Here is a 20,327-nt window from a genome sequence, read left to right as displayed (position 1 = left end):
TCGAACCGGGCGGCCCGCTTCAGGTCCGCACCTTGCCGTCGCCCGTGAGCATCGAGAGCTCGACGAACTTCGAGCCCACGTGGTTCTTCGCCGAGAACGAGACCTCGAAGCCGCCGAGCTGCAGCCGGTCGATGCTCTCGAGGCCGGTGATCAGCCCCTCGCGCGACAGCTTGCCGGGCGCCTTGCGCAGGCCCTCGACCAGCACCTTGGCCGCGAGATAGCCCTCGAGGCTCGAGAAGTTGGCGCTGGCGCCGTTGCCGGCCTTGCGCACCGCCTCGGTGAACTCGCGCGCGATCGCGTTGGCCTGGCTGTAGGGCGAGGGCACGACCTGGGTCACGAGCACGCCTGCGGCCTCCTTGCCGAGCTCGTCCGACAGCGCCTGGGTGCCGACGAACGAGAGGTTGAAGAAGGTGCCGCCGAAGCCGGCCTTGCGCGCCTCGCGGATGAAGGCCGCGCAGGCCTTGTAGGCGCCGACCTGGACCACCGCGTCGGGCCGCGCCGCCAGCAGCGTCTTCACGGCCGGCGCCACCTCGGCCGAATTGCGCTCCACCGTGGCCTGCGCGATCGGCTTGAGCTGCTGCTCGGCCAGCGCCAGCGTCACGCCGTCGAGACCGGCCTTGCCGTAGGCGTCGTTCTGGTGGAACACCGCGATCTTCTTCAGGCCCAGGTGGGTGAGCTGCCTGACCATCAGCGCGGTCTCGTCGTTGTACGAGGCGCGCAGGTGGAACACGTTCTTGTGGAAGGGCTCGCGCAGCGCCATCGCGCCGGTGAAGGGCGCCACGAACGGCACCTTGTCCTTCACCGCCAGCGGCAGCGCCGCCAGGCTGGTGGGCGTGCCGATGTAGCCGAACAGCGCGAACACGTCCTCCTCGATCAGCTTCTGCGTGTTGGCGGCGCAGCGCTCGGGCTCGTAGCCGTCGTCGAGCGTCTTGATCTGCACCGCGCGGCGGCCGGACTGGGCGTTGTAGGCGTCGAGGAACACCTTGGCGCCCTGGTGGAACTGGATGCCCAGCTGCGCCGCCGGGCCGGTGAACGGCGCCGACTGGCCGAGCACGATCGGGCCGTCGCCCTGGGCCCGGGCGACGGCGGCGAAACCGCCGAGCGCGGCGGCACCGGCCGCCATCGAGAAATGCCTGCGATTCATCATTGCGAAAACCCCCTCCTGCCATACGTCATGCGCCGAACCCGCCGCATGCCCTGAAAACGCCAAAAACTTTAGACTCGCCCGATGGCCCACGCCTCGAACGACACCCCCCACGACTCCTCGCCTGCCGCTGCCGCCACGGTGCTCGGCGCCTGCCCCCACGACTGCCCGGACACCTGCGCGCTCGTCACCACCGTCAAGGACGGGGTGGCGGTCAAGCTGCAGGGAAATCCGGCCCATTCGCACACGGGCGGCGTGCTGTGCACCAAGGTGTCCCGCTACATCGAACGCAACGACCATGCCGAACGGCTGGTCCAGCCGCTCAAGCGCGTCGGCCCCAAGGGCAGCGGCCGCTTCGAGCCGGTGAGCTGGGAGGCCGCGCTCGACGGCATCGCCGCGCATCTTCGGTCATTGCGCGCCGATCCCGAGGCCATTCTCCCCTACAGCTATGCGGGAACCATGGGCCTGGTGCAGGGCGAATCGATGGACCGGCGCTTCTTCCACAAGCTCGGCGCCAGCCTGCTCGACCGCACCATCTGCTCGATGGCCGGCGGCGAGGCCATGGTCCACACGCTGGGCGGCAAGGTCGGCATGCGCATCGAGTTCTTCGCCGAGGCGAAGCTGATCCTGATCTGGGGCAGCAACTCGATCGCGAGCAACCTGCACTTCTGGCGCCATGCCCAGGCGGCCCGGCGCGCCGGCGCGCGGCTGGTGTGCATCGACCCGCGGCGCACCGAGACCGCCGACAAGTGCGACGAGCACATCGCGCTGCTGCCGGGCACCGATGCCGCGCTGGCATTGGCGCTGATGCATGAGCTGATCGTGCACGACTGGCTCGACCACGACTACATCGCGAACCACACGCTGGGCTGGGAGCAGTTGCGCGAGCGCGCGCTGCAATGGCCGCCCGCGCGCGCGGCACGCGTGTGCGGCGTGCCCGAGGAACAGATCGTGGCGCTGGCCCGGGCCTATGGCACCACGAAGCCGGCCGCGATCCGCCTGAACTACGGCATGCAGCGCGTGCGTGGCGGCGGCAACGCGGCGCGCGCGGTCGCCTGCCTGCCGGCACTGGTGGGCGCCTGGCGCGACCGCGCGGGCGGGCTGCTGCTGAGCAGCTCGGGCCATTACCCGGTCGACCGCGCCGCGCTGCAGCGACCCGACCTGCTGGCCGGCCGCCGGCCGCGCACCATCAACATGAGCACCATCGGCGACGCGCTGCTCGACGGCACCAAGCCGGTCCAGGCGATCGTGGTCTACAACAGCAACCCGGTGGCGGTGGCGCCCGAATCGGCCAAGGTGGCGGCGGGCTTCGCGCGCGAGGACCTGTTCACCGTGGTGCTCGAGCAGTTCCGCACCGACACCGCCGACTACGCCGACTATTTGCTGCCGGCCACCACGCAGCTCGAGCACTGGGACATCCACTGCAGCTATGGCCACACCGACGTGCTGCTGAACCGCCCGGCCGTGGCGCCGCGCGGCGAAGCGCGCAGCAATGCCTGGGTGTTCCGCGAGCTGGCGCGCCGGATGGGCTTCGACGAGCCCTGCTTCGCCGAGAGCGACGAGTCGCTGTGCCGCACCGCCTTCGCCGAGGGGAGCATCGACTTCGCGCAGCTGCTGGCGCAGGGCTTCACCAGCGTGAAGCTGGCCGAGGCGCCGTTCGCCGAGGGCCGCTTCCCCACGCCCTCGGGCCGCTGCGAGTTCTACAGCGCGCGCCTGGCGGCCATGGGCATGGACGGCCTGCCCGACCACGTGCCCAACTGGGAGCCGGCGGGCAGTTCCACCGAATTCCCGCTCGCGATGATCTCGCCGCCGGCGCGCAACTTCCTCAACTCCACCTTCGTCAACGTGACCAGCCTGCGCGCGATCGAGGTCGAGCCGCTGCTCGAGATCCACGCCGACGACGCCGCCGTGCGCGGCATCGAGGACGGCGCGCTGGTGCGCGTGTTCAACGGCCGCGGCGAGCACCGCTGCCGCGCCGAGGTCTCGCGCCGCGCGCGCCCCGGCGTGGTCAACGGCATGGGCATCTGGTGGCGCAAGCTCGGCATGGACGGCACCAACGTCAACCAGCTCACGAGCCAGCGCCTGACCGACATCGGCCGCGGCCCGACCTTCTACGACTGCCTGGTCGAGGTCGAGCGCGTGGCCGGCGCGCAGGCGGCGACGGCGTGAGGGCCGCGTCCGTCGCGGTGCTGGCCGGCGCGCTGCTGCTCGGCGGCTGCGCCGACCTGCGCTACTACTGGCAGTCGGCCAGCGGCCACATCGGCATCATGCGCGCCGCCAAGCCGGTGCCCGACTGGCTGGCCGATCCGGCGGTGCCCGCGGCGCTCAAGGCCAAGCTCGAGCTCACGCAGCGCATCCGTCGCTTCGCGAGCGACGAGCTGGGCCTGCCCGACAACCCCAGCTACACCGCCTACGCCGACCTGCACCGCGCCGCTGCGGTGTGGAACGTGGTGGCGGCGCCGCCGTATTCGCTCACGCTCAAGAGCTGGTGCTTCCCTGTGGCGGGCTGCGTGGGCTACCGCGGCTACTACAGCGAGGAGGCGGCCAAGGCCGAGGCCGAGGCGCAGCAGCGGCAGGACCTCGAGGTCTCGGTCTACCCGGTGCCCGCCTACTCCACGCTGGGCTGGATGAACTGGGCCGGCGGCGATCCGCTGCTGTCGACCTTCATCGGCTACCCCGAGGGCGAGCTCGCGCGGCTGGTGTTCCACGAGCTCGCGCACCAGGTGCTCTACGTGGCGGGCGACACGGTGTTCAACGAGTCCTATGCGACGGCGGTCGAGCGCATCGGCGGCGCGCTGTGGCTGCAGCGCGAGGCCGGCGAGCCGGCGCGCCGCGAGTATGCGCAGTTCGACGCCCAGCGCCAGCAGTTCCGCGCGCTCGCGCTCGACACCCGGCGCGCGCTCACGCGCGTCTATGAATCGCCCGAGGCCAAGGCCCAGGACTGGAAGGCCGTGGCCGCGATGAAGCAGGCCGCGATGGACGACTTCCGCGCCCGCTACGCGGCGCTGCGCGAGGGCTGGGCCGGCCCGCGCCAGCATGCCTACGACGGCTGGGTGGCGCGCGCCAACAACGCGGCCTTCGGTGCGCAGGGCGCCTACGACGACCTGGTGCCGAGTTTCGAGGCGCTGTTCGAACGCGAGGGCAGGAGCTGGCCGCGCTTTTACACTGAGGTCCGCCGCATCGGCCGGTTGCCGACCATGGAGGAGCGCCGCCAGGCGCTCGCCACGGCCAGCGGCATCCTGCAGACGCGGCGCGGCCGCGGCCACGACAACAACGGAGAACACGACGGTGCCTGACATCCATATCGAACGCCAACACACCCTGGGCATCGCCCGCGCACGCCAGGTGGCACGCAAGTGGGTGCGGCAGGCCGAGCAGGAGTTCGGGCTCGATTGCGTCTACACCGAGGGCGAGGAGCGCGACGTGGCGACCTTCACGCGCGCCGGCATCGACGGCACGGTCGAGGTGACGGCCCAGACCCTCACCTTCGATGCGACGCTGGGCTTCCTCTTCAGCAGCTTCAGCGAAATGATCGAGCAGAAGATCAGCCGCAACCTCGATGCGCTGCTGGGGCCGGCCGAGGGCGGTAACCGCTTCGCCTGAAGCGCCGCCGTTTCAGGCGATGGTGTAGCCGCCGTCCACGGGCAGCGATGCGCCACTGATCATCGACGCGCCCTCGCTCAGCAGGAAGAGGATCGGCGCGACCACTTCCTCCACGCGCGCGAAGCGCCCGAGCGGAATGCCTGCGATGGCGGCCGCGCTCTTGGCCGGATCGGCCCAGGCCTGCGCGGCCATGGGCGTGAGCGTGACGGTGGGATTGACGCTGTTGACGCGGATGCCGTGCGGCCCGAGTTCGAGGCACAGCGAGCGCGTGATCGCATCGAGCGCGGCCTTCGAGGCGCAGTAGCAGAGGTGCGCATCGAGCGCGACCAGCGCGGCCTGGCTCGAGACATTGACGATGCTGCCGCGCACGCCGGCCGCGGCCATCGCCTTGCCGCAGCGCGCGGCGACCAGCGCGGCGGCACGCGCGTTGACGGCCATGACGGCATCGAAGCTCTGCGCCTTCAGTTCGAGCGCCGGTTCGAGCAGCGCGATGCCGGCGCAGTTCACCACGAGGTCGAAGGCGGGGAGCTCGGCGAATGCCTGGTCGAGGGCTTGGGGGTCGGCCACGTCGAGCACTCGCGGGGTGCAGCCTGTCTGCGCTGCCAGTTCGTGAAGTGCTTCGGCGTTGCGGCCCACTGCCGTCACGGCGGCGCCCGAGCGCGCGAGCTGCGTGGCCACGGCGTGGCCGATGCCGCTGCTGGCGCCGGTGACCAGGGCTTTGCGGTTGCGGAAATCGAAGGTGATGGTCATGTCGGGTTGTTTTCGTTCGGGGGGCGTGCACAGGACAGCGGGTACTTCCCTCCGCGAATGTCCCCCGGCCTTCGGCCTCCTCCTTTATTTCGCTGCGGGAAGCACCCACTGCCCTATGCACGAGAGGCGTGATGGTCGTGTGGCTGGTGCCGTGGTCGTGCGCTCATTGGAGGCGGTGCATCGCATCGCGCAATGCGGGGTACAGCGACTTGTAGATCTCGAAGCGTTCGCGGTAGATCGCCTGCGCTTCAGGCTCCGGTCTTGCACGTTCCACCAGCGTGACCCAGCCTCGCTCGGCCGTCGTCGCATCGACCAGCCCCGCGCCCAGCGCCGCGAGCATCGCCGCGCCGAGGGCGGCTTCGACCTCTTCCTCGATGGTGAACACGGGGTAGCCCGTGATGTCGGCCACGATCTGCATCCAGAGGTCGGAGTGGGCCGCGCCGCCGACCACGATCAGGCGCGGGTCCAGCGGCTGGCCGCTGCGGCGTCCGGCCTCGATGTTGTGTTGCAGCGCGAAGCTCACGCCCTCGAGCACGGCACGGTAGAGGTGGGCACGGCCGTGCGCGAGCGAGAGGCCGATGAAGGCGCCCTTGGCCTGCGCGTCCCAGATCGGGCTGCGCTCGCCCATCAGGTAGGGCAGGAACACCAGGCCCTGCGCGCCGGGCGGCACGTCGACGGCCTGGCGCTCGATCAGCGCATGCGCGTCCTCGCCGGTGCGCGCGGCCTCGGCCAGTTCGGCCTGGCAGAAGGTGTCGCGGAACCACGTGACGGCCGCGCCCGCGGCGATGGCACCGCCGAACACGTAGCTGCGGTCCGCGCCGCGGTACACGTGCGGCATGCCGATGAGCCGGTGGCGCGCATCCACGCTCGGGCTCACGAAGCCCCAGCACATGCTGGTGCCGATCATCGCGACATGGTCGCCGCTGCCGGTCACGCCCGCGCAGAAGGTGGCCACCGCGGCATCCACGCCGCCGCCCATCAGGGGCATGCCTTCGGCGAGGCCGAGCCGCGCGGCCCATTCGGCCTTCAGGCCGCCGACCACGTCGCTCGATTCGACCAGCCGCGGCGGCATCATGCGCGCCGGAATGCCCAGCATGCCGAGCGCCTCGTGGGACCAGCCGCGCCGCGCCGCGTCGTAGACGCCGCCGATGTTGCCGGCCGAGCTGTGGTCGACCGCGAGCTCGCCGGTCAGCCGCCAGTTGACGTAGCTGTTGGGCGGCAGGAACCAGCGCGTCCTGTTCCACACCTCGGGCCGGTGCTCGCGGAGCCACAGCATCTTGGTGTAGCCGTAGTAGCTGTCCACGCCGTTGCCCGTGATCGCCTGCAGCTTCTGGACGTCGACGGTCGCGTTCACCGCATCGACCTGTGCGGTGGCGCGCCGGTCCATCCAGATCAGGCAGGGGTGCAGCGGCTGCATGGCCTCGTCGACCGGGATGCCGGCGCCGCCATAGAGGCTGCTCACGCACATCGCGGCGATGTCGGCGGGCGCGACGCCGCTCTTCGCGACGCAGGCGCGCACGCTCTCGCACACGGCATCGAACCACACGGCGCAGTCCTGCTGCGCCCACAGCGGCTTCGGCGTCTCGGGCTGGTAGGCCACGCCGGCCTGCGCGCGCACGCGTCCGTCGACGCCGACCAGCAGGCACTTGGTGCTCTGCGTGCCGATGTCGACGCCGATCACGTACTTCATGGGGCGGTCCGCGGCTGCGGCTTGAGCAGCACCTTGATCGAGTCGAGCGAGTTGGCGAGCGCGAAGGCGCGTTCCCATTCGGTCAGCGGGAAGTCGTGCGTGACGATGCCCTTCGAGGTCACGAGCCCGCGCGCCAGCAGGTCGATGGCGATCGGGTAGCAGTAGGGTCCGAGGTGGGCGCCGCGCACATCGAGTTCCTTGCGGTCGCCGATGATCGACCAGTCGGCGCTGGTCTCCGAACCGAAGACGCTGAACTCGACGAAGCGGCCGAGCTTGCGGATCATCTCCAGGCCCTGCGTCACGCCGATCGGCGCGCCCGTGGTCTCGATGTAGACGTCGCAGCCATAGCCCTCGGTCAGGCCCTTGACGATGGCGTCGGCGTTCTCGGTCTTCGGGTTGATGACGACGTCGGCGCCGTACTGCTTCGCGAGCGCGAGGCGCTCGGGCACGAGGTCGATCACGATCAGCTGCCTGGGCGTCTTGAGCGCCGCCACCTGCGTCATCATCAGGCCGAGCGGGCCGGCGCCCGCGATCACCACCACGTCGTCGAGCTGGATGTCGCCGCGGTTCACGGTATGGATCGCGCACGACAGCGGCTCGATGATGGCCGCATCCTCGAGCGGGATGCCGTCGGGGATCCTGTGCACGCGCGCGGTCGGCGGCAGCCGCATGTAGTCGGCCATGCCGCCGTCGGCCACGATGCGCTGGAAGCCGAAGATGTTGTGCACCTCGCACATCCAGTACTTGCCCGAGGTGCAGAAGCGGCACTTGCCGCAGGGCACGATCTGCTCGGCGATCACGCGGTCGCCCTTGCTGACGCCGAAGTGCTCGGCCGCGCCTTCGCCGAGCGCCTCGACATAGCCGAAGAATTCATGGCCCGGGATCACCGGCGCCTTGACCCACGAGGGCTGGCCGTCGCCGCCCCAGAACATCTTCGCGCCCGAATGGCACTTGCAGTCGGAGGCGCAGATGCCGCAGGCCGCGATCGAGATCAGCAGTTCGTTGGCGCCGATGGCGGGCACCTCGACGGTCTCGAGGCGGTAGTCCTTGGGGCCGTGGCAGACGACGGCCTGCATGGCGAGCTGGGCGATGGCGCCCGTGCTGCCGGACTGGAGCTTTTGATAAGACATGGGTTCCTTGTGAGGAGAGAGGGTTGAGTGTTTCTCCCTCCCCCGCTGGGGGAGGGCCGGGGTGGGGGCACGCAGCCTCCCGAACGAGCGCCGCGTGCCCCCATCCCGGCCTTCCCCCAGAGGGGGAAGGAGCAAGGCAGAAGAGGGAGGGCTAGCGCTTCGCTTCCCGGCTGATGAAGATCGCGAGCAGCACGATGCCGCCCTTGATGATCAGTTGCAGGTACGGCGACACGCCGATCATGTTGAGCCCGTTGTTGAGCACGCCCAGCAGCAGCGCGCCGACGAGGGTGCCGACGATCGCGCCGCGGCCGCCGGCGATCGAGGTGCCGCCCATCACCACGGCGGCGATGGCGTCGAGCTCGAAGCCCACGCCCACGCCGGGCTGGCCGCTGGTCACGCGCGAGGCCTGCACGATGCCGGCGACCGCGGCCGTGAAGCCGCTGAGCGCATACACCAGCAGCTTGTAGCGCGCCACCCGCACGCCCGACAGCCGCGTCGCTTCCTCGTTGCCGCCGATGGCGTAGACGTAGCGGCCGAAGGGCGCCATGTTCAGCAGCACGTAGGCCGCGAGGTAGGTGGCGAGCATGAGCAGGATCGGCACCTTGATGCCCGCGAGCGTGCCGCCGCCGAGGAAGGCGAAGGACTCGGGCAGGCCGTCGATCGGGTAGCCGCCGGTGTAGATCAGCGCGATGCCGCGCGCGATGCCCATGGTGGCCAGGGTCACGATGATCGGCGGCATGCGCAGGTAGGCCACGCAGTAGCCGTTGAACAGGCCGATGACCGCGCCCACGGCCAGGCCCAGCGGCACCGCGAGCAGCGGCGGCAGCCCGAACTGCACCATCAGCCCCGAGGCCAGGGTGCCCGACAGCGCCACCACCGCGCCCACCGAGAGATCGATGCCGCCGGTGAGGATGGCCGCGGTCATGCCGACCGCGATGATGGCGTTGATCGAGGACTGCAGCGCGATGTTCTGCAGGTTGCCCCAGGACAGGAAGTTGTCGGTCGCGACGATCATGAAGACCGAGATCGCGACCAGCCCGACCAGCGGCAGGAAGGCCGTGGAGCGGCGCAGCTCGGTGAGGAATCCGCCGGCGGGAGCGGGCGGCGCGGGATGGCTGGCGGTGGCGTTCATGGCGAACCCCCTGTGGTTGCGTGGCGCATGATGTCGCCGGAGTGGATGGAGTCGCCCTCGAGCGTGGCCACGATGGACCCGCCCGAGAACACCGCGACGCGGTCGCACATGCCGACGATCTCGGGCAGCTCGCTCGAGATCATCAGCACCGCCTTGCCCTGGCGCGTGAGCTCGCGCATCAGGGCGTAGATCTCGGCCTTGGCGCCGACGTCGATGCCGCGCGTGGGCTCGTCGAAGATCAGCACCTCGCAGGAGTGGCCGAGCCAGCGCGCGATCACCACCTTCTGCTGGTTGCCGCCCGAGAGCGTGGCCACGCGGGTCTCGAGGTCCGGCGCCTTCACGCCCACGCGGCGCGCGAGCTGGGCGGCCTCGCGCTTCTCGGCGCCCTCGCGCACCAGGCCCGCGCGGCGGTGCCGGCCCAGGTTGTTGAGCGTGATGTTGAAGCGGATCGTGAAGTCGGTGATCAGCCCCTGCACCTTGCGGCTCTCGGGCAACAGGCCGATGCCATGCGCCAGTGCCTGCGTGGGATCGTCGAGCCGCACGGGCGCGCCGTTGCGCAGCACCGTCTTGCGGTGCGCGCGGTCGGCGCCCATCATGCCGAGCGCGAGCTCGGTGCGGCCCGAGCCGACCAGGCCCGCGAAGCCGAGGATCTCGCCCGCATGCAGTTCGAAGGCGTTGACCGGCCCGCCCTTCGCGAGCTGGATCGCGGGCACCTCGAGCAGCTTGCGCGCGCCGGCCGCATGCGGTGCCGGTTGCGGCTTGGGCGGAAAGCTCTGTTCAATGCGCCGGCCCACCATCATCTCGACCAGCGCGTCGATGTCGGTCGCGCCGACCTCCGCATGGCCCGCGTTGGCGCCGTCGCGCAGCACGCTGATGCGGTCGCAGACCTCGAAGATCTCGTCGAGGTGGTGCGAGATGAAGATCATCGCCACGCCACGGTCGCGCAGCGAACGCATGATGCGGAACAGGTGGTCCGCCTCGTTCGGCGTGAGCGTGGCGGTCGGCTCGTCGAGCACCAGCAGGCGCGCCTTCAGCGACAGCGCCTTGCCGATCTCCACGAACTGCTGCTGCGCCACCGAGAGCCGGCACACCGGCACGCGCAGGTCGATGCGCACGCCGAGCTCGTCGAACAGCTGCCGCGCCGCGCGCCGCATCGCGGCCTTGTCGATCAGGCCGAAGCGCCGCGTGGGGTAGCGGCCCAGGAAGATGTTCTCGGCCGCGTCCAGGTGCGGGATCAGGCTGAACTCCTGGAAGATGATCCCCACGCCCGCCGCGATGGCGTCGGCATAGCCCGCGAAGCGGCGCTCGTTGCCGTCGATGTAGATGCGGCCCTCGTCGGCCTGGTGGATGCCGCAGAGGATCTTCATCAGCGTCGACTTGCCCGCGCCGTTCTCGCCGAGCAGCGCATGCACCTCGCCCTTGCGGATCGAGAGGTCGATGCCCGAGAGCGCCTGCACGCCGGGAAAGCGCTTCGAGACGCCCTCCAGCCGCAGCATCTCGGCGGTGTCGTTCATGGTCACGGCCAGGGTCCGTCCGCGCCTTACCAGCTGAAGCTCTTCGCGCCTTCGGCGTCGATCAGCTTCACGTCGACCGGCACCGCCGCCGGCACGTTGGCGCCCCACTTCTTCGCGAGCGCGATGCCGATCGCCAGCCGGATCTGGTCGCGCGGGTACTGCGCGGTGGTGGCGATGAACTTCGAGCCCGGCTTCTGCATCGCCTTGATGGCCTCGGGCGCGCCGTCGACGCTGGTGAGCTTCACGTCCTTGCCGCTGGCCTCGATGGCCGCGAGCGCGCCCATCGCGCCGCCGTCGTTGACGCTGAACATGCCCTTGAGGTCCTTGTTGGCCTGCAGGATGTTCTCGGTCACGGTGAGTGCGGTGGCGCGCTCCTGCTTGCCGTTCTGCGTGCTCACCACCTTGATGCCCGGGTACTTCGCGAGCGCCTCGCGGCAGCCCTTCACGCGCTCGAGGATCGGCACCACCGGAATGCCGTCGAGGATCGCCACGTCGCCCTTCTCGCCGATGGCCTTGGCCAGGTACTCGCAGGCCAGCCGGCCCGCGTCGGTGTTCTTCGAGCCGACGAAGGAATCGACCGGGCCCTGCGCGTTGGCATCGACCGCCACCACCACCAGCCCCGCCTTCTTGGCCGAGCGCACCGCCGACTGCACGCCGGTGGAGTCGGTCGGGTTCAGCAGCAGGATGTCGACCTTCTTCTGGATCATGTCCTCCACGTCGCCGATCTGCTTGGCCACGTCGTGGCGCGCGTCGGTCGCGACCACGCTGGCGCCGATGCTCGCGGCCGCTTCCTCGAGCGCCTGCTTCATGGTCACGAAGTAGGGGTTGTTGAGCTCCTGGAAGCTCATGCCGATGCGCAGCGGCTGCTTCGGCGCCTGGGCCTGCGCGGCGGAGGCGGCGCACAGCAGCGCGGCGAGGGTGGCGAGGATGTTCTTCTTCATGGCATGTCTCCTTGAGTGATGACGGTGGAAAGGACGCGGGCAAGGCTTCGCCCCGCGCGGTGCCCGGACGGGCCCGCGCCGATGGCGATGCGGGAAACGGGGGGCGGGCCGCCTACGGCGGGCTGGCGCCGCGCAGGTGCGCGGCCTGCGCCGCCTGCATGCGGTGGAAGTTGCGGAACTTGGTCGGCGGCATGCGCTTGTGCAGCAGGAACTGCCGGTTGAAGTTCGACACGTTGTTGAAGCCCACGTCCATGCAGACGTCGAGCACCGGCTTCTCGCTGCTGGTCAGCAGCTCGCAGGCGCGGCTGATGCGCAGCCGGTTCACGTAGCGCACGAAGGACTGGCCCGTGTGCTTGCGGAAGGCGCGCGAGAAGGCGCTCGGGCTCTGGCCCACCAGCTCGGCCAGCATCGGTTCGCGCAGCTCGTCGCCGAGGTTGGCCGCGATGTGGGCCAGCACGTTGTTGATGGCGTGCGACATGAAGGCCTTGGGATCGGGCTTGAAGGCCGGGCTCGCGAGCCGCTGGCGGTCCTGGCTCGCGGCCAGCAGCTCGAGCAGCGACAGCAGCAGGATCACGCGGCGCAGCCCGCGTGCCTCGAGCAGCGCCTCCATCAGCGGCTTGGCGGCCGCCGCGGTCTCGGCCGAGAACAGCAGCCCCGCGCCCGACTCGGCGATCAGCGGCGCGATGCGCGCGAACTCGGGGAAGCTCGCGGCCATGCGCTGCACCAGGCCGGCCGGGAACTGAATCACGATGCCGCGCCGCTCCACGCTCTGGCCCGCGGGCACGTCGCTGATCCAGTTGTGCGGCAGGTCGGGGCCCATCATCACGAGGTTCCCCGGCTCGAAGTGGCCGACGTGGTCGCCCACGAAGTACACGCCCTGGGTCTCGACGATGAGCTGGATCTCGTACTCCGGATGGAAGTGCCAGCGCACGGTGCGGTAGGGATAGCCGTGGGCCCAGCAGGCGAACGATTCGTCACCGCGGACTTCGACGATTTCCAGATCGGGTTGCATGGGGCTCGGTTTCCTTGTCTCTGCCGCTGGGCGGTTCTTCGGGATGCGTGACAGCTGGGGCGGACTGTACGAATCGCTCCCGATGCCAACAACCAGAGATGGCGGCTCGAATCGATACTTTTTTGATGCGGGGGCGAGGGCGGGTGGCGTGCATCGCGGCCTGCGCTGCGGCGCAGCAAAGGGCTTTCTCCCCGAGGGAAACGGCCCGGACGGGCCTGGATTGCTGCGGCGCGGAAGGGCGGGCGCGACCGCGCCGTGCCAGCGTCAAGAATTCATAGGTGTTTTCCCGCCCCGAAGCCTCGCGGAACCCGCGCGACGGCGCGCGGCACACTCGCAGGCCATGACGACATCCACCGCTTCCTCCTCCGCTCCCGCCGCCGGCCCGCTCGCCGGCCTCAAGGTCATCGAGCTCGGCCAGCTGATCGCCGGCCCCTTCGCGGCCCGCACGCTGGCCGACTTCGGCGCCGAGGTGGTCAAGATCGAGCCGCCCGGCGCGGGCGATCCGCTGCGCAGCTGGCGGCTGATGAAGGACGGCACCTCGGTCTGGTGGCAGGTGCAGTCGCGCAACAAGCGCTCGCTGGCGCTCGACCTGCGCGAGGCCGAGGCACAGGCCATCGTGCGCCAGCTCGCGGCCGAGGCCGACGTGCTGATCGAGAACTTCCGCCCCGGCGCGATGGAGGGCTGGGGCCTGGGCCCCGAGGCGCTGCTGGCGGCCAATCCCGCGCTCGTGATGCTGCGCATCAGCGGCTATGGCCAGACCGGGCCCTACCGCGACCGGCCCGGCTTCGGCGTGGTGGCCGAGGCCATGGGCGGGCTGCGCCACCTCACGGGCGAGCCGGGCCGGGTGCCGGTGCGCGTGGGCGTGTCGATCGGCGACACGCTGGCCTCGCTGCATGGCGTGGTCGGCGTGCTGATGGCGCTGCAGCACCGCCATGCCACCGTGAGCGCCGAGCATCCGAAGGGCCTGGGCCAGGTGGTCGACGTGGCGCTCTACGAGGCCGTCTTCAACTGCATGGAGAGCCTGCTGCCCGAGTACGGCGCCTTCGGCGCGGTGCGCGAGGCCGCGGGCAGCGCGCTGCCGGGCATCGCGCCGACCAATGCCTACCGCTGCGCCGACGGCGGCTATGCGATCGTCGCGGGCAATGGCGACAGCATCTTCCGCCGGCTCATGGGCTGCATCGGCCGGCCCGATCTCGCGGCCGATCCGGCGCTGGCGAACAACACCGGCCGCGTGGCGCAGGTGGAACTGCTCGACGCCGCCATCGGCGACTGGGCCGCCAGCCGCACCGTCGACGAGGTGCTGGCCGCGCTCGATGCCGCGCACGTGCCGGCGGGGCGCATCTACACCATTGCCGACATCGCGGCCGACCCGCACTACGCGGCGCGCGGCATGCTGCAGCGGCTGCGCATGGACGACGGCAGCGAGCTGTCGGTGCCGGGCTTCGTGCCCAAGCTCTCGCGCACGCCGGCTGCGCACCGCCTGAACGCGCCCGCGCTGGGCGCGGACACCGACGCGGTGCTCGAGGAGATCGGATTGACCGCCGGCCAGATCGCGGCGCTGCGCGAGCGGGGGATCATCGGCGGGGCGGGGTGAAGCGTGAGGCGGGGCCGAGAGGATTCGGCGAAAGACGGAACCCGGTCTTCGCCAGTCCCCTATGCGCCTCGGCGAGGTGGCAGGCGGGACGGGTACCAGTCAGCCGAGGCTTGGCTGAGTGGCATCCAGACGGTCAGCCCCGCTTCATGAGGGTCATTCCTTCGACGGTTCCTGGCCCGATGCAGGCCCGTAGACGTCAAAGAACGGATACTGCGTATAGCGCGAGTCGAGCGGCTCGGCCGTGACATTGATCCAGCCGCTGGGCCAGCCTTCGGTTGTCAAGGTTCCCGAGATTCGCTTGTCCGTTTGTTCGGTCAGCTCGATGGTTCTGGTCGTGCTGTATGACTTCAAGACCCACTTTACAGGCACATTGGACTCGACCTCCATGACTGCACCGGTGGCGGCGACGAATACCGGCGGCCGCCCCCAGACCACGGAAGTCGAGCCGAACGCCTTGAGAACGACGCCGTTCAGCTTGACGGTCATTGCGGCGTCGGCAAGGTATTCGAGCTTGTAGTTGAAATCTCCTCCCGCGACCCGGTACTCGTTGGTGCAGAGAGGATCCTTGCAGAGCTTGAGTTGCAAGGCCCCCTTGTACTCCCCGGCTTCCGCTCGCGCCTTCGGCATGAGGTAGGTGGAGTATCTGCCGTCAGGCAAACGCGTTGCTGTCAGCTGGTTCCATTGGGGATCCAGGACTTGCTGTGGATCAATGACGACCGGATAGACAGCGCCGGAAGGCTCCTTGTCCAGCTTGACGAAGATCTGCTTCGCGGTGGGGCCGGGATAGTTGGCACCCAACATGACATAGCCGTCCAGAGAACCTTCGAAACTGACCGTGATGAGCTCGTCACCCGGCTCGGATGGAACGGTCGGCGTGTTGTCGGAAGGCGTGTTCGTTCCGCCCGAGGAGGGCGTGTTCGTTCCACCCGATGAAGGCGTGTTGACGTTCGGGGCGCTACCCGACCCGGCCGACGAGCCCAGGATCGGAAAACCGCCTCCTCCACCACCTCCACCTCCGCCACAGGCCGTGATGGAAAGCACAAGGCAAGCCAAAAGGGCCGACGCCCTCCCTCTGTTGATCAGCATTCAGAACTCCTCGATGTTTTTCTTTGCGCTGTCGGTTCTGTGGACCGCAGGCGCCATTGGGACGATTTCCCGGACGGGATCATCCCAGAAATGGGCAAGGAGACCGGGCGGACGGGGCTGAAAACAACGAGCCGTTGTGCAGGCTCGTTGGTTCCTTCAGAGCAGAGAGGAAACGACGGACGCCGAGATTCGCGTGACCGGCCGCAGGGATCGTGTGGCCGCTTGGTGAATCCGTCTCTGAAAGACTCTTGGCGCTCAGCCGCGCAGCGACTCGATCAGCGCGATGTACTGTTCCTTCGCCTCGTCGCCGCTCAGGCCCTTGCGCGAGGTCCAGGCGTCCCACTTGGCGCGCGCGACGATGTCGCTGAAGCTGGGCTTCTTGGCCGTGTTGTCGCCCTCGGTCGCCTGCTTGAACAGGCCGTAGATCTTCAGCAGCGTGGGGTTGTCGGGGCGCTCGGCCAGCAGCTTGGAATTGGCCTGGGCGGTCTGGAAGCGTTCGTCGAGGTCGGACATGGCGGGGGATGCGTAGGTGGGTGGAAGGAGTCGGGCATCTTACTGACCCGACAGTCACCCTCGCTCGAGCCCGCGCCGCGTGGAGGGCCTCAGGTCGTGGTCTGCACGTGCAGCCGGCTCGACTTGCAGCGGTGCAGCGCGCGGTAGTGCTCGAGCGGCCTTCCGTTGAGCCCGTAGGCGATCGACTCGATGCGCAGCAGCGGCTCGGGCGCGGGCAGGTTCAGCAGCTCGCAGGTCCGGGCGTCGGGCAGCACGGCGTCGATCCAGCGCTCGGCGCGCACCAGGCGCAGGCCGTACTGGCGGCGCAGCACGTCGTAGAGCGAGCGGTCTTCCAGCCGGATGCGGTGCAGGCCCGGCGCCATGTCGGCCGGCACCACGGTCTCGACCAGCAGGCGCAGCTCGCCGTCCACGCTGCGCAGGCGCTTGAGCGCCACCACCTGCGTGTCCTCGGTCAGGCCGAGCGCGCCGGCCTCGAGCGCGGTGGGCAGGCGCAGTTCCTGGGTCAGGATCTGGGTGCGCACCGAGCGGCCCTTGCGCTCCATCTCGTCGGAGAAGCCCAGCACGGTGGAGACGAAGTCCTCGTCGCGCTCGCGCGCCGCGACGAAGGCGCCGCGGCCCTTGATCTTGTAGATGAGGCCGTTGCGCACCAGGTCGGCCAGCGCCTCGCGCACCACGATGCGCGAGATGCCGTACTGGTCGCCGAGTTCGGCCTCGGACGGCAGCTTGGCGCCGATCGGCAGTTCGCCCTGCAGGATCTGCAGGCGGACGGCGTCGCGAAACTGGGCCCACAGGGGCGATTCGGAATTCCGGTCGAGGGCGGGCGCGGTCAAGGTCGGGCTGTTCACGTGAGGACGGGCTTCGAGGCCATCAATGATGCATCCAAAGGGGAATCCGCTGACGGGGCGGCGGTCTGCAGGCGCACGCCGTGGCGTTCGCGCAGCGCGGTGGCGCAGGCATGGAGCTCCTCGCGCTGGCGCTGCGCGTCCCAGCCCAGGGCCTCCGCGGCGATGCCGGCGATCTCGGCCAGCGCGGCGTCGGTGACCTGGCCGCGGATCGCCAGCAGGGTGCGGCGCACCACCAGGTCCGACAGGTGGATCACGCCGGTCTCGAGGCACAGGTAGCCGATCTCGGCCACCGAGTGGTCGGGGGCATGCCGCAGCGGCACGTCGCCCGAGGCCGCGAGCCGCTGCGCCAGCGGCAGCGCCTTGGCGCCGTAGCGCGCGAACAGCGCCTGGGCGCGGCGGCGGCTCGCGCCGGTGGCCATCAGGCGCTCGAGCAGGCGCTCGGTGGCGGCCGCGTCGGCCGGGAACTCGGCACCGCCGCCGATCGGCAGCATGTCGGTGGAGGCGGTGCGCGCGCGGCCGAGGTGGCGCAGCACCGCGTCGGTGGCCTCCTCGGCCAGCGCGCGGAAGGTGGTCCACTTGCCGCCCACCAGGCAGACGATCGGGATGTCGCGCGTGGCGTTCGGCGGGTCGATGGCCACCGAGTGGTCGCGCGAGATCTGGCCCGGCTTGTCGGCATCGGAGCGCGCCAGCGGCCGCACGCCGACATAGGTGTAGACCACGTCGGCCGGGTCGAAGGCGAGGTTCGGGAACACCTCGCGCAGCACCTCGAGCAGGTAGTCGACCTCCTCGGGCTCGGTGGCGATCTGATCGGGGTCTTCCACCGGGATGTCGGTCGAGCCGACCAGCACGCGGTCGAGGAAGGGATAGACGATGCACACGCGCCCGTCCATCGCCTCGAAGTAGGCCATGCGGCCGTCGAGCGCGTCGCGCAGCGCGGGATGGTCGAGCACCAGGTGCGAGCCCTTGGTGCCCATCACACGCGGCCCGCTGCCGCCGAGCACCGCGGTGCTGCGGTCGAGCCAGGCGCCGCTGGCATTGACCACCGTGTCGGCCGTCACGCGCACCAGCTCGCCCGTGATCTCGTCGCGCAGGGTGAGGATGTTGCCGGCGCAGCCCATCACGCGGCAGTGGTTGACGGCGGTGGAGCGCGGCTGGTCGCGGCAGGCATCGGCGATCAGCTCGAGGATCAGCCATTCGGGATGGCTGATCCAGGCGTCGAAGAAGGTGGCGGTCCAGCGGATCGCCGCGCGGAACAGCTGGCGGTCGCGCGGCGGCACGCGGTCGATGCGGTGGCCCGGCATCACGCGCTGGCGCCGGCCCAGCAGGTCGTACAGGCGCAGCCCCAGCGCCACCGCGAGCAGGCCGCGCGTGCGCGGCGAGGCCGGCCGGCCGAGGAAGCGCAGCGCGCTGCCCAGCATGCCGCCGAACAGGCTCGCGAGCGGCACCACCGTCTTCAGCGGCTTCACCAGGTGCGGCGCGTTGCGCAGCAGCAGGTTGCGTTCGCGCGTGGCCTCGGCCACCAGCGAGAAGCTGCCGTTCTCGAGGTAGCGCAGGCCGCCGTGGATCATGCGCGAGGGCGCGCTGCTGGCGCCGGCGCCGAAGTCGCCCTTGTCGACGATCAGGCAGTCCACGCGCTGCAGCGAGAGGTCGCGGAACACGCCCACGCCGTTGATGCCGGCGCCGACGATGACGGTGGAGAAATGGCGTCCGGCGAGCGAGGCGGGACGGGTGAAGGGCAGTTGCCAGGCGCTCATCGTGCGGAATCCGGCATGCGGGTGGTGCCGGTGGTCAGGGTGAAGGCCGGTGCGAGGCTGTCGAGCAGCGCATCGAAGCCGGCCAGGAAATCGGCGCAGGCCGGGATGTCGCCCGCTTCGGGCGCGAGGGTCTCGCAGGGCGCGAGCAGGTGGGCGTTGTCGGGCGCGTCGAGGTCGAGGCCCTGCGAGATGGCGGCATAGAGCGCCGCGCCGCGCGCGCCGGTCTCGTCGTCGCCGCAGCGCGCGACCGGCCGGCCGAGAAAGCCGGCCAGCAGCCGCGCCAGCCGTGCGTCGCGCGCGCCGCCGCCGAGCATGGTGAGCGCCCCGGGCAACAGGCCGTGGGCCGCGAGCCGGCCCAGGTGGCGCGCATGCAGCGCCACCACCGCGTCGACCACCGCGCGCGCCATGTCGGCGCGGCCATGGTGGCTGCGCAGGCCGACGAAGCCCGCGCTCGCGCCCGGCGGCGCGCTGCCACCGTTGACGAAGGGCAGGAAGCGCACGCCGTGCGCGCCCAGCGGCGAGCCCATGGCGGCATCGATCACGGCCTGCTCGCTGCCGAAGCCCAGCGCCTCGGCGGCCCAGGCGATGTTGGCCATCGACGAGGGGCTGTTCTCCATGTAGAGCCTGCGCTCGGCCGGCCCGAAGTTCACCACCGCGGCCACTGGCGGCTTGGGCGCGCCCGCGGGCGTGGCCGGGCCGATCGCGGCGTTCACGCTCCAGGTGCCGAACACCGCCACCGCATGGCCGCGCGCCTCGGCGCGGATCGCGGTCATCGAGGCCAGCAGGTCGATCGCGCCCATGGCCACCGGCACGCCCGCGGGCAGGCCGCAGGCCGCAGCCTGCGCGGGCAGCAGCCGGCCGTACACCTCGCCGCTGGGCACGATGCGCCCTAGCGTGCGCGGCGACAGGTCCGACAGGCCCGCGGCGTCGAAGGCCTGCTGCGACCAGCGGCCGCTGGCCAGCGAGACCAACCCGGCGGTGCTCGCGTCGCTGAGGTCGGTCGCGGCCTCGCCGGTCAGCAGGAAGCCCAGGTAGTCCTTGGCGAACAGCAGCCGCTGCAGTTCGCCGCGCTGCACCGCGTCGTGGCCGAACAGCTCGGCCGCGATCAGCGTCGGCTGTCCGGGCCAGGGCCCGCAGCCCACGTCGTCGAACAGCGCGGCGCCGTGGCTCCGTGCGAGCTTCAGCGCACGCGCGGTGGCGCGCTGGTCGGTGGAGGCGACCGCGCTGCCGCCGATCAGCCGGCCGGCCGCGTCGAGCGCATAGAGACCGGCGCCGTGGCCGGTGCAGCCGATGGCGCGCACCGCGGCGGCCAGCGGGCCGAGCTGGCCCGCGATGGCGCCGAGCACGCGGCCCAGCGCCGCATGGATCGCCGCCTCGGCCACCTCGCAACCGCCGCCGGGGCGCCGGTCGTGCGGCAGCGCGGCGCGCGCCAGCGCCACCGTGCGCCCGCTGTCGGCATCGAGCGCGAGCGCCTTCAGGCTGCTCGACCCCATGTCTATACCCAGGTAGATGTTCGTTGTCATGTCATAACAGCTTCGGGCAATTTGGTTCAGATCGCAGTAGCGTTTCCCCTAGTATTCCAGCAAAAACGAGCCGCATACATTCTGACCTGTCATGAC

At 70.4% G+C, this 20,327-nt stretch carries 17 protein-coding genes; 4 read left to right on the top strand and 13 right to left on the bottom strand.

Going from position 1 to position 20,327, the window contains the following annotated elements:
* Positions 1-19: 19 nt before the first annotated feature.
* Complete coding sequence (locus tag AC07PU_RS35245; RefSeq protein ID WP_495322788.1) at positions 20-1,147, bottom strand: ABC transporter substrate-binding protein; 1,128 nt, start codon at positions 1,145-1,147, stop codon at positions 20-22.
* Between the two features lie 81 nt (positions 1,148-1,228).
* Between AC07PU_RS35245 and AC07PU_RS35240 the strand changes: the two genes are divergently transcribed.
* Genes AC07PU_RS35240 through AC07PU_RS35230 form a run of 3 tightly spaced genes read left to right on the top strand, consistent with a single transcriptional unit; the run spans position 1,229 to position 4,747 of the window.
* Complete coding sequence (locus AC07PU_RS35240; RefSeq protein WP_495322787.1) at positions 1,229-3,313, top strand: molybdopterin-containing oxidoreductase family protein; 2,085 nt, start codon at positions 1,229-1,231, stop codon at positions 3,311-3,313.
* A complete protein-coding gene (locus tag AC07PU_RS35235) occupies positions 3,310-4,440 on the top strand; it encodes an aminopeptidase (protein ID WP_495322786.1) in 1,131 nt (376 codons plus the stop codon). Before AC07PU_RS35240 ends, AC07PU_RS35235 begins: the two co-directional genes overlap by 4 nt.
* A complete protein-coding gene (locus AC07PU_RS35230; protein WP_057592553.1) occupies positions 4,433-4,747 on the top strand; it encodes a polyhydroxyalkanoic acid system family protein in 315 nt (104 codons plus the stop codon). Before AC07PU_RS35235 ends, AC07PU_RS35230 begins: the two co-directional genes overlap by 8 nt.
* A gap of 12 nt (positions 4,748-4,759) precedes the next feature.
* Here the strand turns inward: AC07PU_RS35230 and AC07PU_RS35225 are convergent, their stop codons facing one another.
* The 7 genes from AC07PU_RS35225 to AC07PU_RS35195 all read right to left on the bottom strand — a co-directional run bounded on the left by AC07PU_RS35225 (position 4,760) and on the right by AC07PU_RS35195 (position 12,916).
* Complete coding sequence (locus AC07PU_RS35225; protein WP_495322784.1) at positions 4,760-5,497, bottom strand: SDR family oxidoreductase; 738 nt, start codon at positions 5,495-5,497, stop codon at positions 4,760-4,762.
* A gap of 163 nt (positions 5,498-5,660) precedes the next feature.
* Positions 5,661-7,187, bottom strand: a complete 1,527-nt coding sequence (locus AC07PU_RS35220; RefSeq protein WP_495322783.1) for an FGGY-family carbohydrate kinase — start codon at positions 7,185-7,187, stop codon at positions 5,661-5,663.
* Positions 7,184-8,317: an alcohol dehydrogenase catalytic domain-containing protein gene (locus tag AC07PU_RS35215; protein ID WP_495322781.1), complete on the bottom strand. Its 1,134-nt coding sequence runs from the start codon at positions 8,315-8,317 to the stop codon at positions 7,184-7,186. The genes AC07PU_RS35220 and AC07PU_RS35215 overlap by 4 nt, the downstream gene beginning before the upstream one ends.
* A gap of 151 nt (positions 8,318-8,468) precedes the next feature.
* Positions 8,469-9,449, bottom strand: coding sequence for an ABC transporter permease (locus tag AC07PU_RS35210; RefSeq protein WP_057592549.1), 981 nt, complete (start codon positions 9,447-9,449; stop codon positions 8,469-8,471).
* Positions 9,446-10,963, bottom strand: a complete 1,518-nt coding sequence (locus tag AC07PU_RS35205) for a sugar ABC transporter ATP-binding protein (RefSeq protein ID WP_495322780.1) — start codon at positions 10,961-10,963, stop codon at positions 9,446-9,448. Before AC07PU_RS35205 ends, AC07PU_RS35210 begins: the two co-directional genes overlap by 4 nt.
* Positions 10,964-10,989: 26 nt before the next feature.
* A complete protein-coding gene (locus tag AC07PU_RS35200; protein ID WP_495322779.1) occupies positions 10,990-11,904 on the bottom strand; it encodes an ABC transporter substrate-binding protein in 915 nt (304 codons plus the stop codon).
* Between the two features lie 112 nt (positions 11,905-12,016).
* On the bottom strand, positions 12,017-12,916 hold the full coding sequence (locus AC07PU_RS35195; RefSeq protein ID WP_093354231.1) for a helix-turn-helix domain-containing protein: 900 nt from the start codon (positions 12,914-12,916) through the stop codon (positions 12,017-12,019).
* Between the two features lie 340 nt (positions 12,917-13,256).
* On the opposite strand from AC07PU_RS35195, the gene AC07PU_RS35190 reads away from it, so the two are divergent.
* Positions 13,257-14,510, top strand: a complete 1,254-nt coding sequence (locus tag AC07PU_RS35190; RefSeq protein WP_495322778.1) for a CaiB/BaiF CoA transferase family protein — start codon at positions 13,257-13,259, stop codon at positions 14,508-14,510.
* Positions 14,511-14,663: 153 nt separating this feature from the next.
* Here AC07PU_RS35190 and AC07PU_RS35185 read toward each other — a convergent pair whose 3' ends face one another.
* From AC07PU_RS35185 to AC07PU_RS35165, 5 genes are all read right to left on the bottom strand, one after another.
* Positions 14,664-15,596: a hypothetical protein gene (locus AC07PU_RS35185; protein ID WP_495322777.1), complete on the bottom strand. Its 933-nt coding sequence runs from the start codon at positions 15,594-15,596 to the stop codon at positions 14,664-14,666.
* Positions 15,597-15,851: 255 nt separating this feature from the next.
* Positions 15,852-16,109, bottom strand: coding sequence for an acyl-CoA-binding protein (locus AC07PU_RS35180; protein WP_057592544.1), 258 nt, complete (start codon positions 16,107-16,109; stop codon positions 15,852-15,854).
* A gap of 89 nt (positions 16,110-16,198) precedes the next feature.
* A complete protein-coding gene (locus AC07PU_RS35175) occupies positions 16,199-16,954 on the bottom strand; it encodes a GntR family transcriptional regulator (protein ID WP_208514000.1) in 756 nt (251 codons plus the stop codon).
* A complete protein-coding gene (locus tag AC07PU_RS35170; RefSeq protein WP_495322776.1) occupies positions 16,951-18,708 on the bottom strand; it encodes a glycerol-3-phosphate dehydrogenase/oxidase in 1,758 nt (585 codons plus the stop codon). Before AC07PU_RS35170 ends, AC07PU_RS35175 begins: the two co-directional genes overlap by 4 nt.
* Positions 18,705-20,231 (bottom strand): FGGY family carbohydrate kinase, encoded by a 1,527-nt coding sequence (locus AC07PU_RS35165; protein WP_495322775.1) that lies wholly within the window; start codon positions 20,229-20,231, stop codon positions 18,705-18,707. The genes AC07PU_RS35170 and AC07PU_RS35165 overlap by 4 nt, the downstream gene beginning before the upstream one ends.
* Positions 20,232-20,327: the final 96 nt, after the last annotated feature.

The sequence above is a fragment of the Variovorax sp. GW821-FHT10D07 genome, from assembly GCF_059415325.1.
Note: the sequence above shows the minus strand (reverse complement) of the source record. Positions and strands in the feature narration are given on the sequence as shown.

Coding starts and splice junctions, on each gene's coding strand:
- AC07PU_RS35205 (WP_495322780.1), bottom strand. CDS start 10,963: ATGAACGACACCGCCGAGATGCTGCGGCTGGAGGGCGTCTCGAAGCGC.
- AC07PU_RS35210 (WP_057592549.1), bottom strand. CDS start 9,449: ATGAACGCCACCGCCAGCCATCCCGCGCCGCCCGCTCCCGCCGGCGGA.
- AC07PU_RS35180 (WP_057592544.1), bottom strand. CDS start 16,109: ATGTCCGACCTCGACGAACGCTTCCAGACCGCCCAGGCCAATTCCAAG.
- AC07PU_RS35215 (WP_495322781.1), bottom strand. CDS start 8,317: ATGTCTTATCAAAAGCTCCAGTCCGGCAGCACGGGCGCCATCGCCCAG.
- AC07PU_RS35185 (WP_495322777.1), bottom strand. CDS start 15,596: ATGCTGATCAACAGAGGGAGGGCGTCGGCCCTTTTGGCTTGCCTTGTG.
- AC07PU_RS35245 (WP_495322788.1), bottom strand. CDS start 1,147: ATGATGAATCGCAGGCATTTCTCGATGGCGGCCGGTGCCGCCGCGCTC.
- AC07PU_RS35170 (WP_495322776.1), bottom strand. CDS start 18,708: ATGAGCGCCTGGCAACTGCCCTTCACCCGTCCCGCCTCGCTCGCCGGA.
- AC07PU_RS35195 (WP_093354231.1), bottom strand. CDS start 12,916: ATGCAACCCGATCTGGAAATCGTCGAAGTCCGCGGTGACGAATCGTTC.
- AC07PU_RS35190 (WP_495322778.1), top strand. CDS start 13,257: ATGACGACATCCACCGCTTCCTCCTCCGCTCCCGCCGCCGGCCCGCTC.
- AC07PU_RS35220 (WP_495322783.1), bottom strand. CDS start 7,187: ATGAAGTACGTGATCGGCGTCGACATCGGCACGCAGAGCACCAAGTGC.
- AC07PU_RS35200 (WP_495322779.1), bottom strand. CDS start 11,904: ATGAAGAAGAACATCCTCGCCACCCTCGCCGCGCTGCTGTGCGCCGCC.
- AC07PU_RS35225 (WP_495322784.1), bottom strand. CDS start 5,497: ATGACCATCACCTTCGATTTCCGCAACCGCAAAGCCCTGGTCACCGGC.
- AC07PU_RS35240 (WP_495322787.1), top strand. CDS start 1,229: ATGGCCCACGCCTCGAACGACACCCCCCACGACTCCTCGCCTGCCGCT.
- AC07PU_RS35165 (WP_495322775.1), bottom strand. CDS start 20,231: ATGACAACGAACATCTACCTGGGTATAGACATGGGGTCGAGCAGCCTG.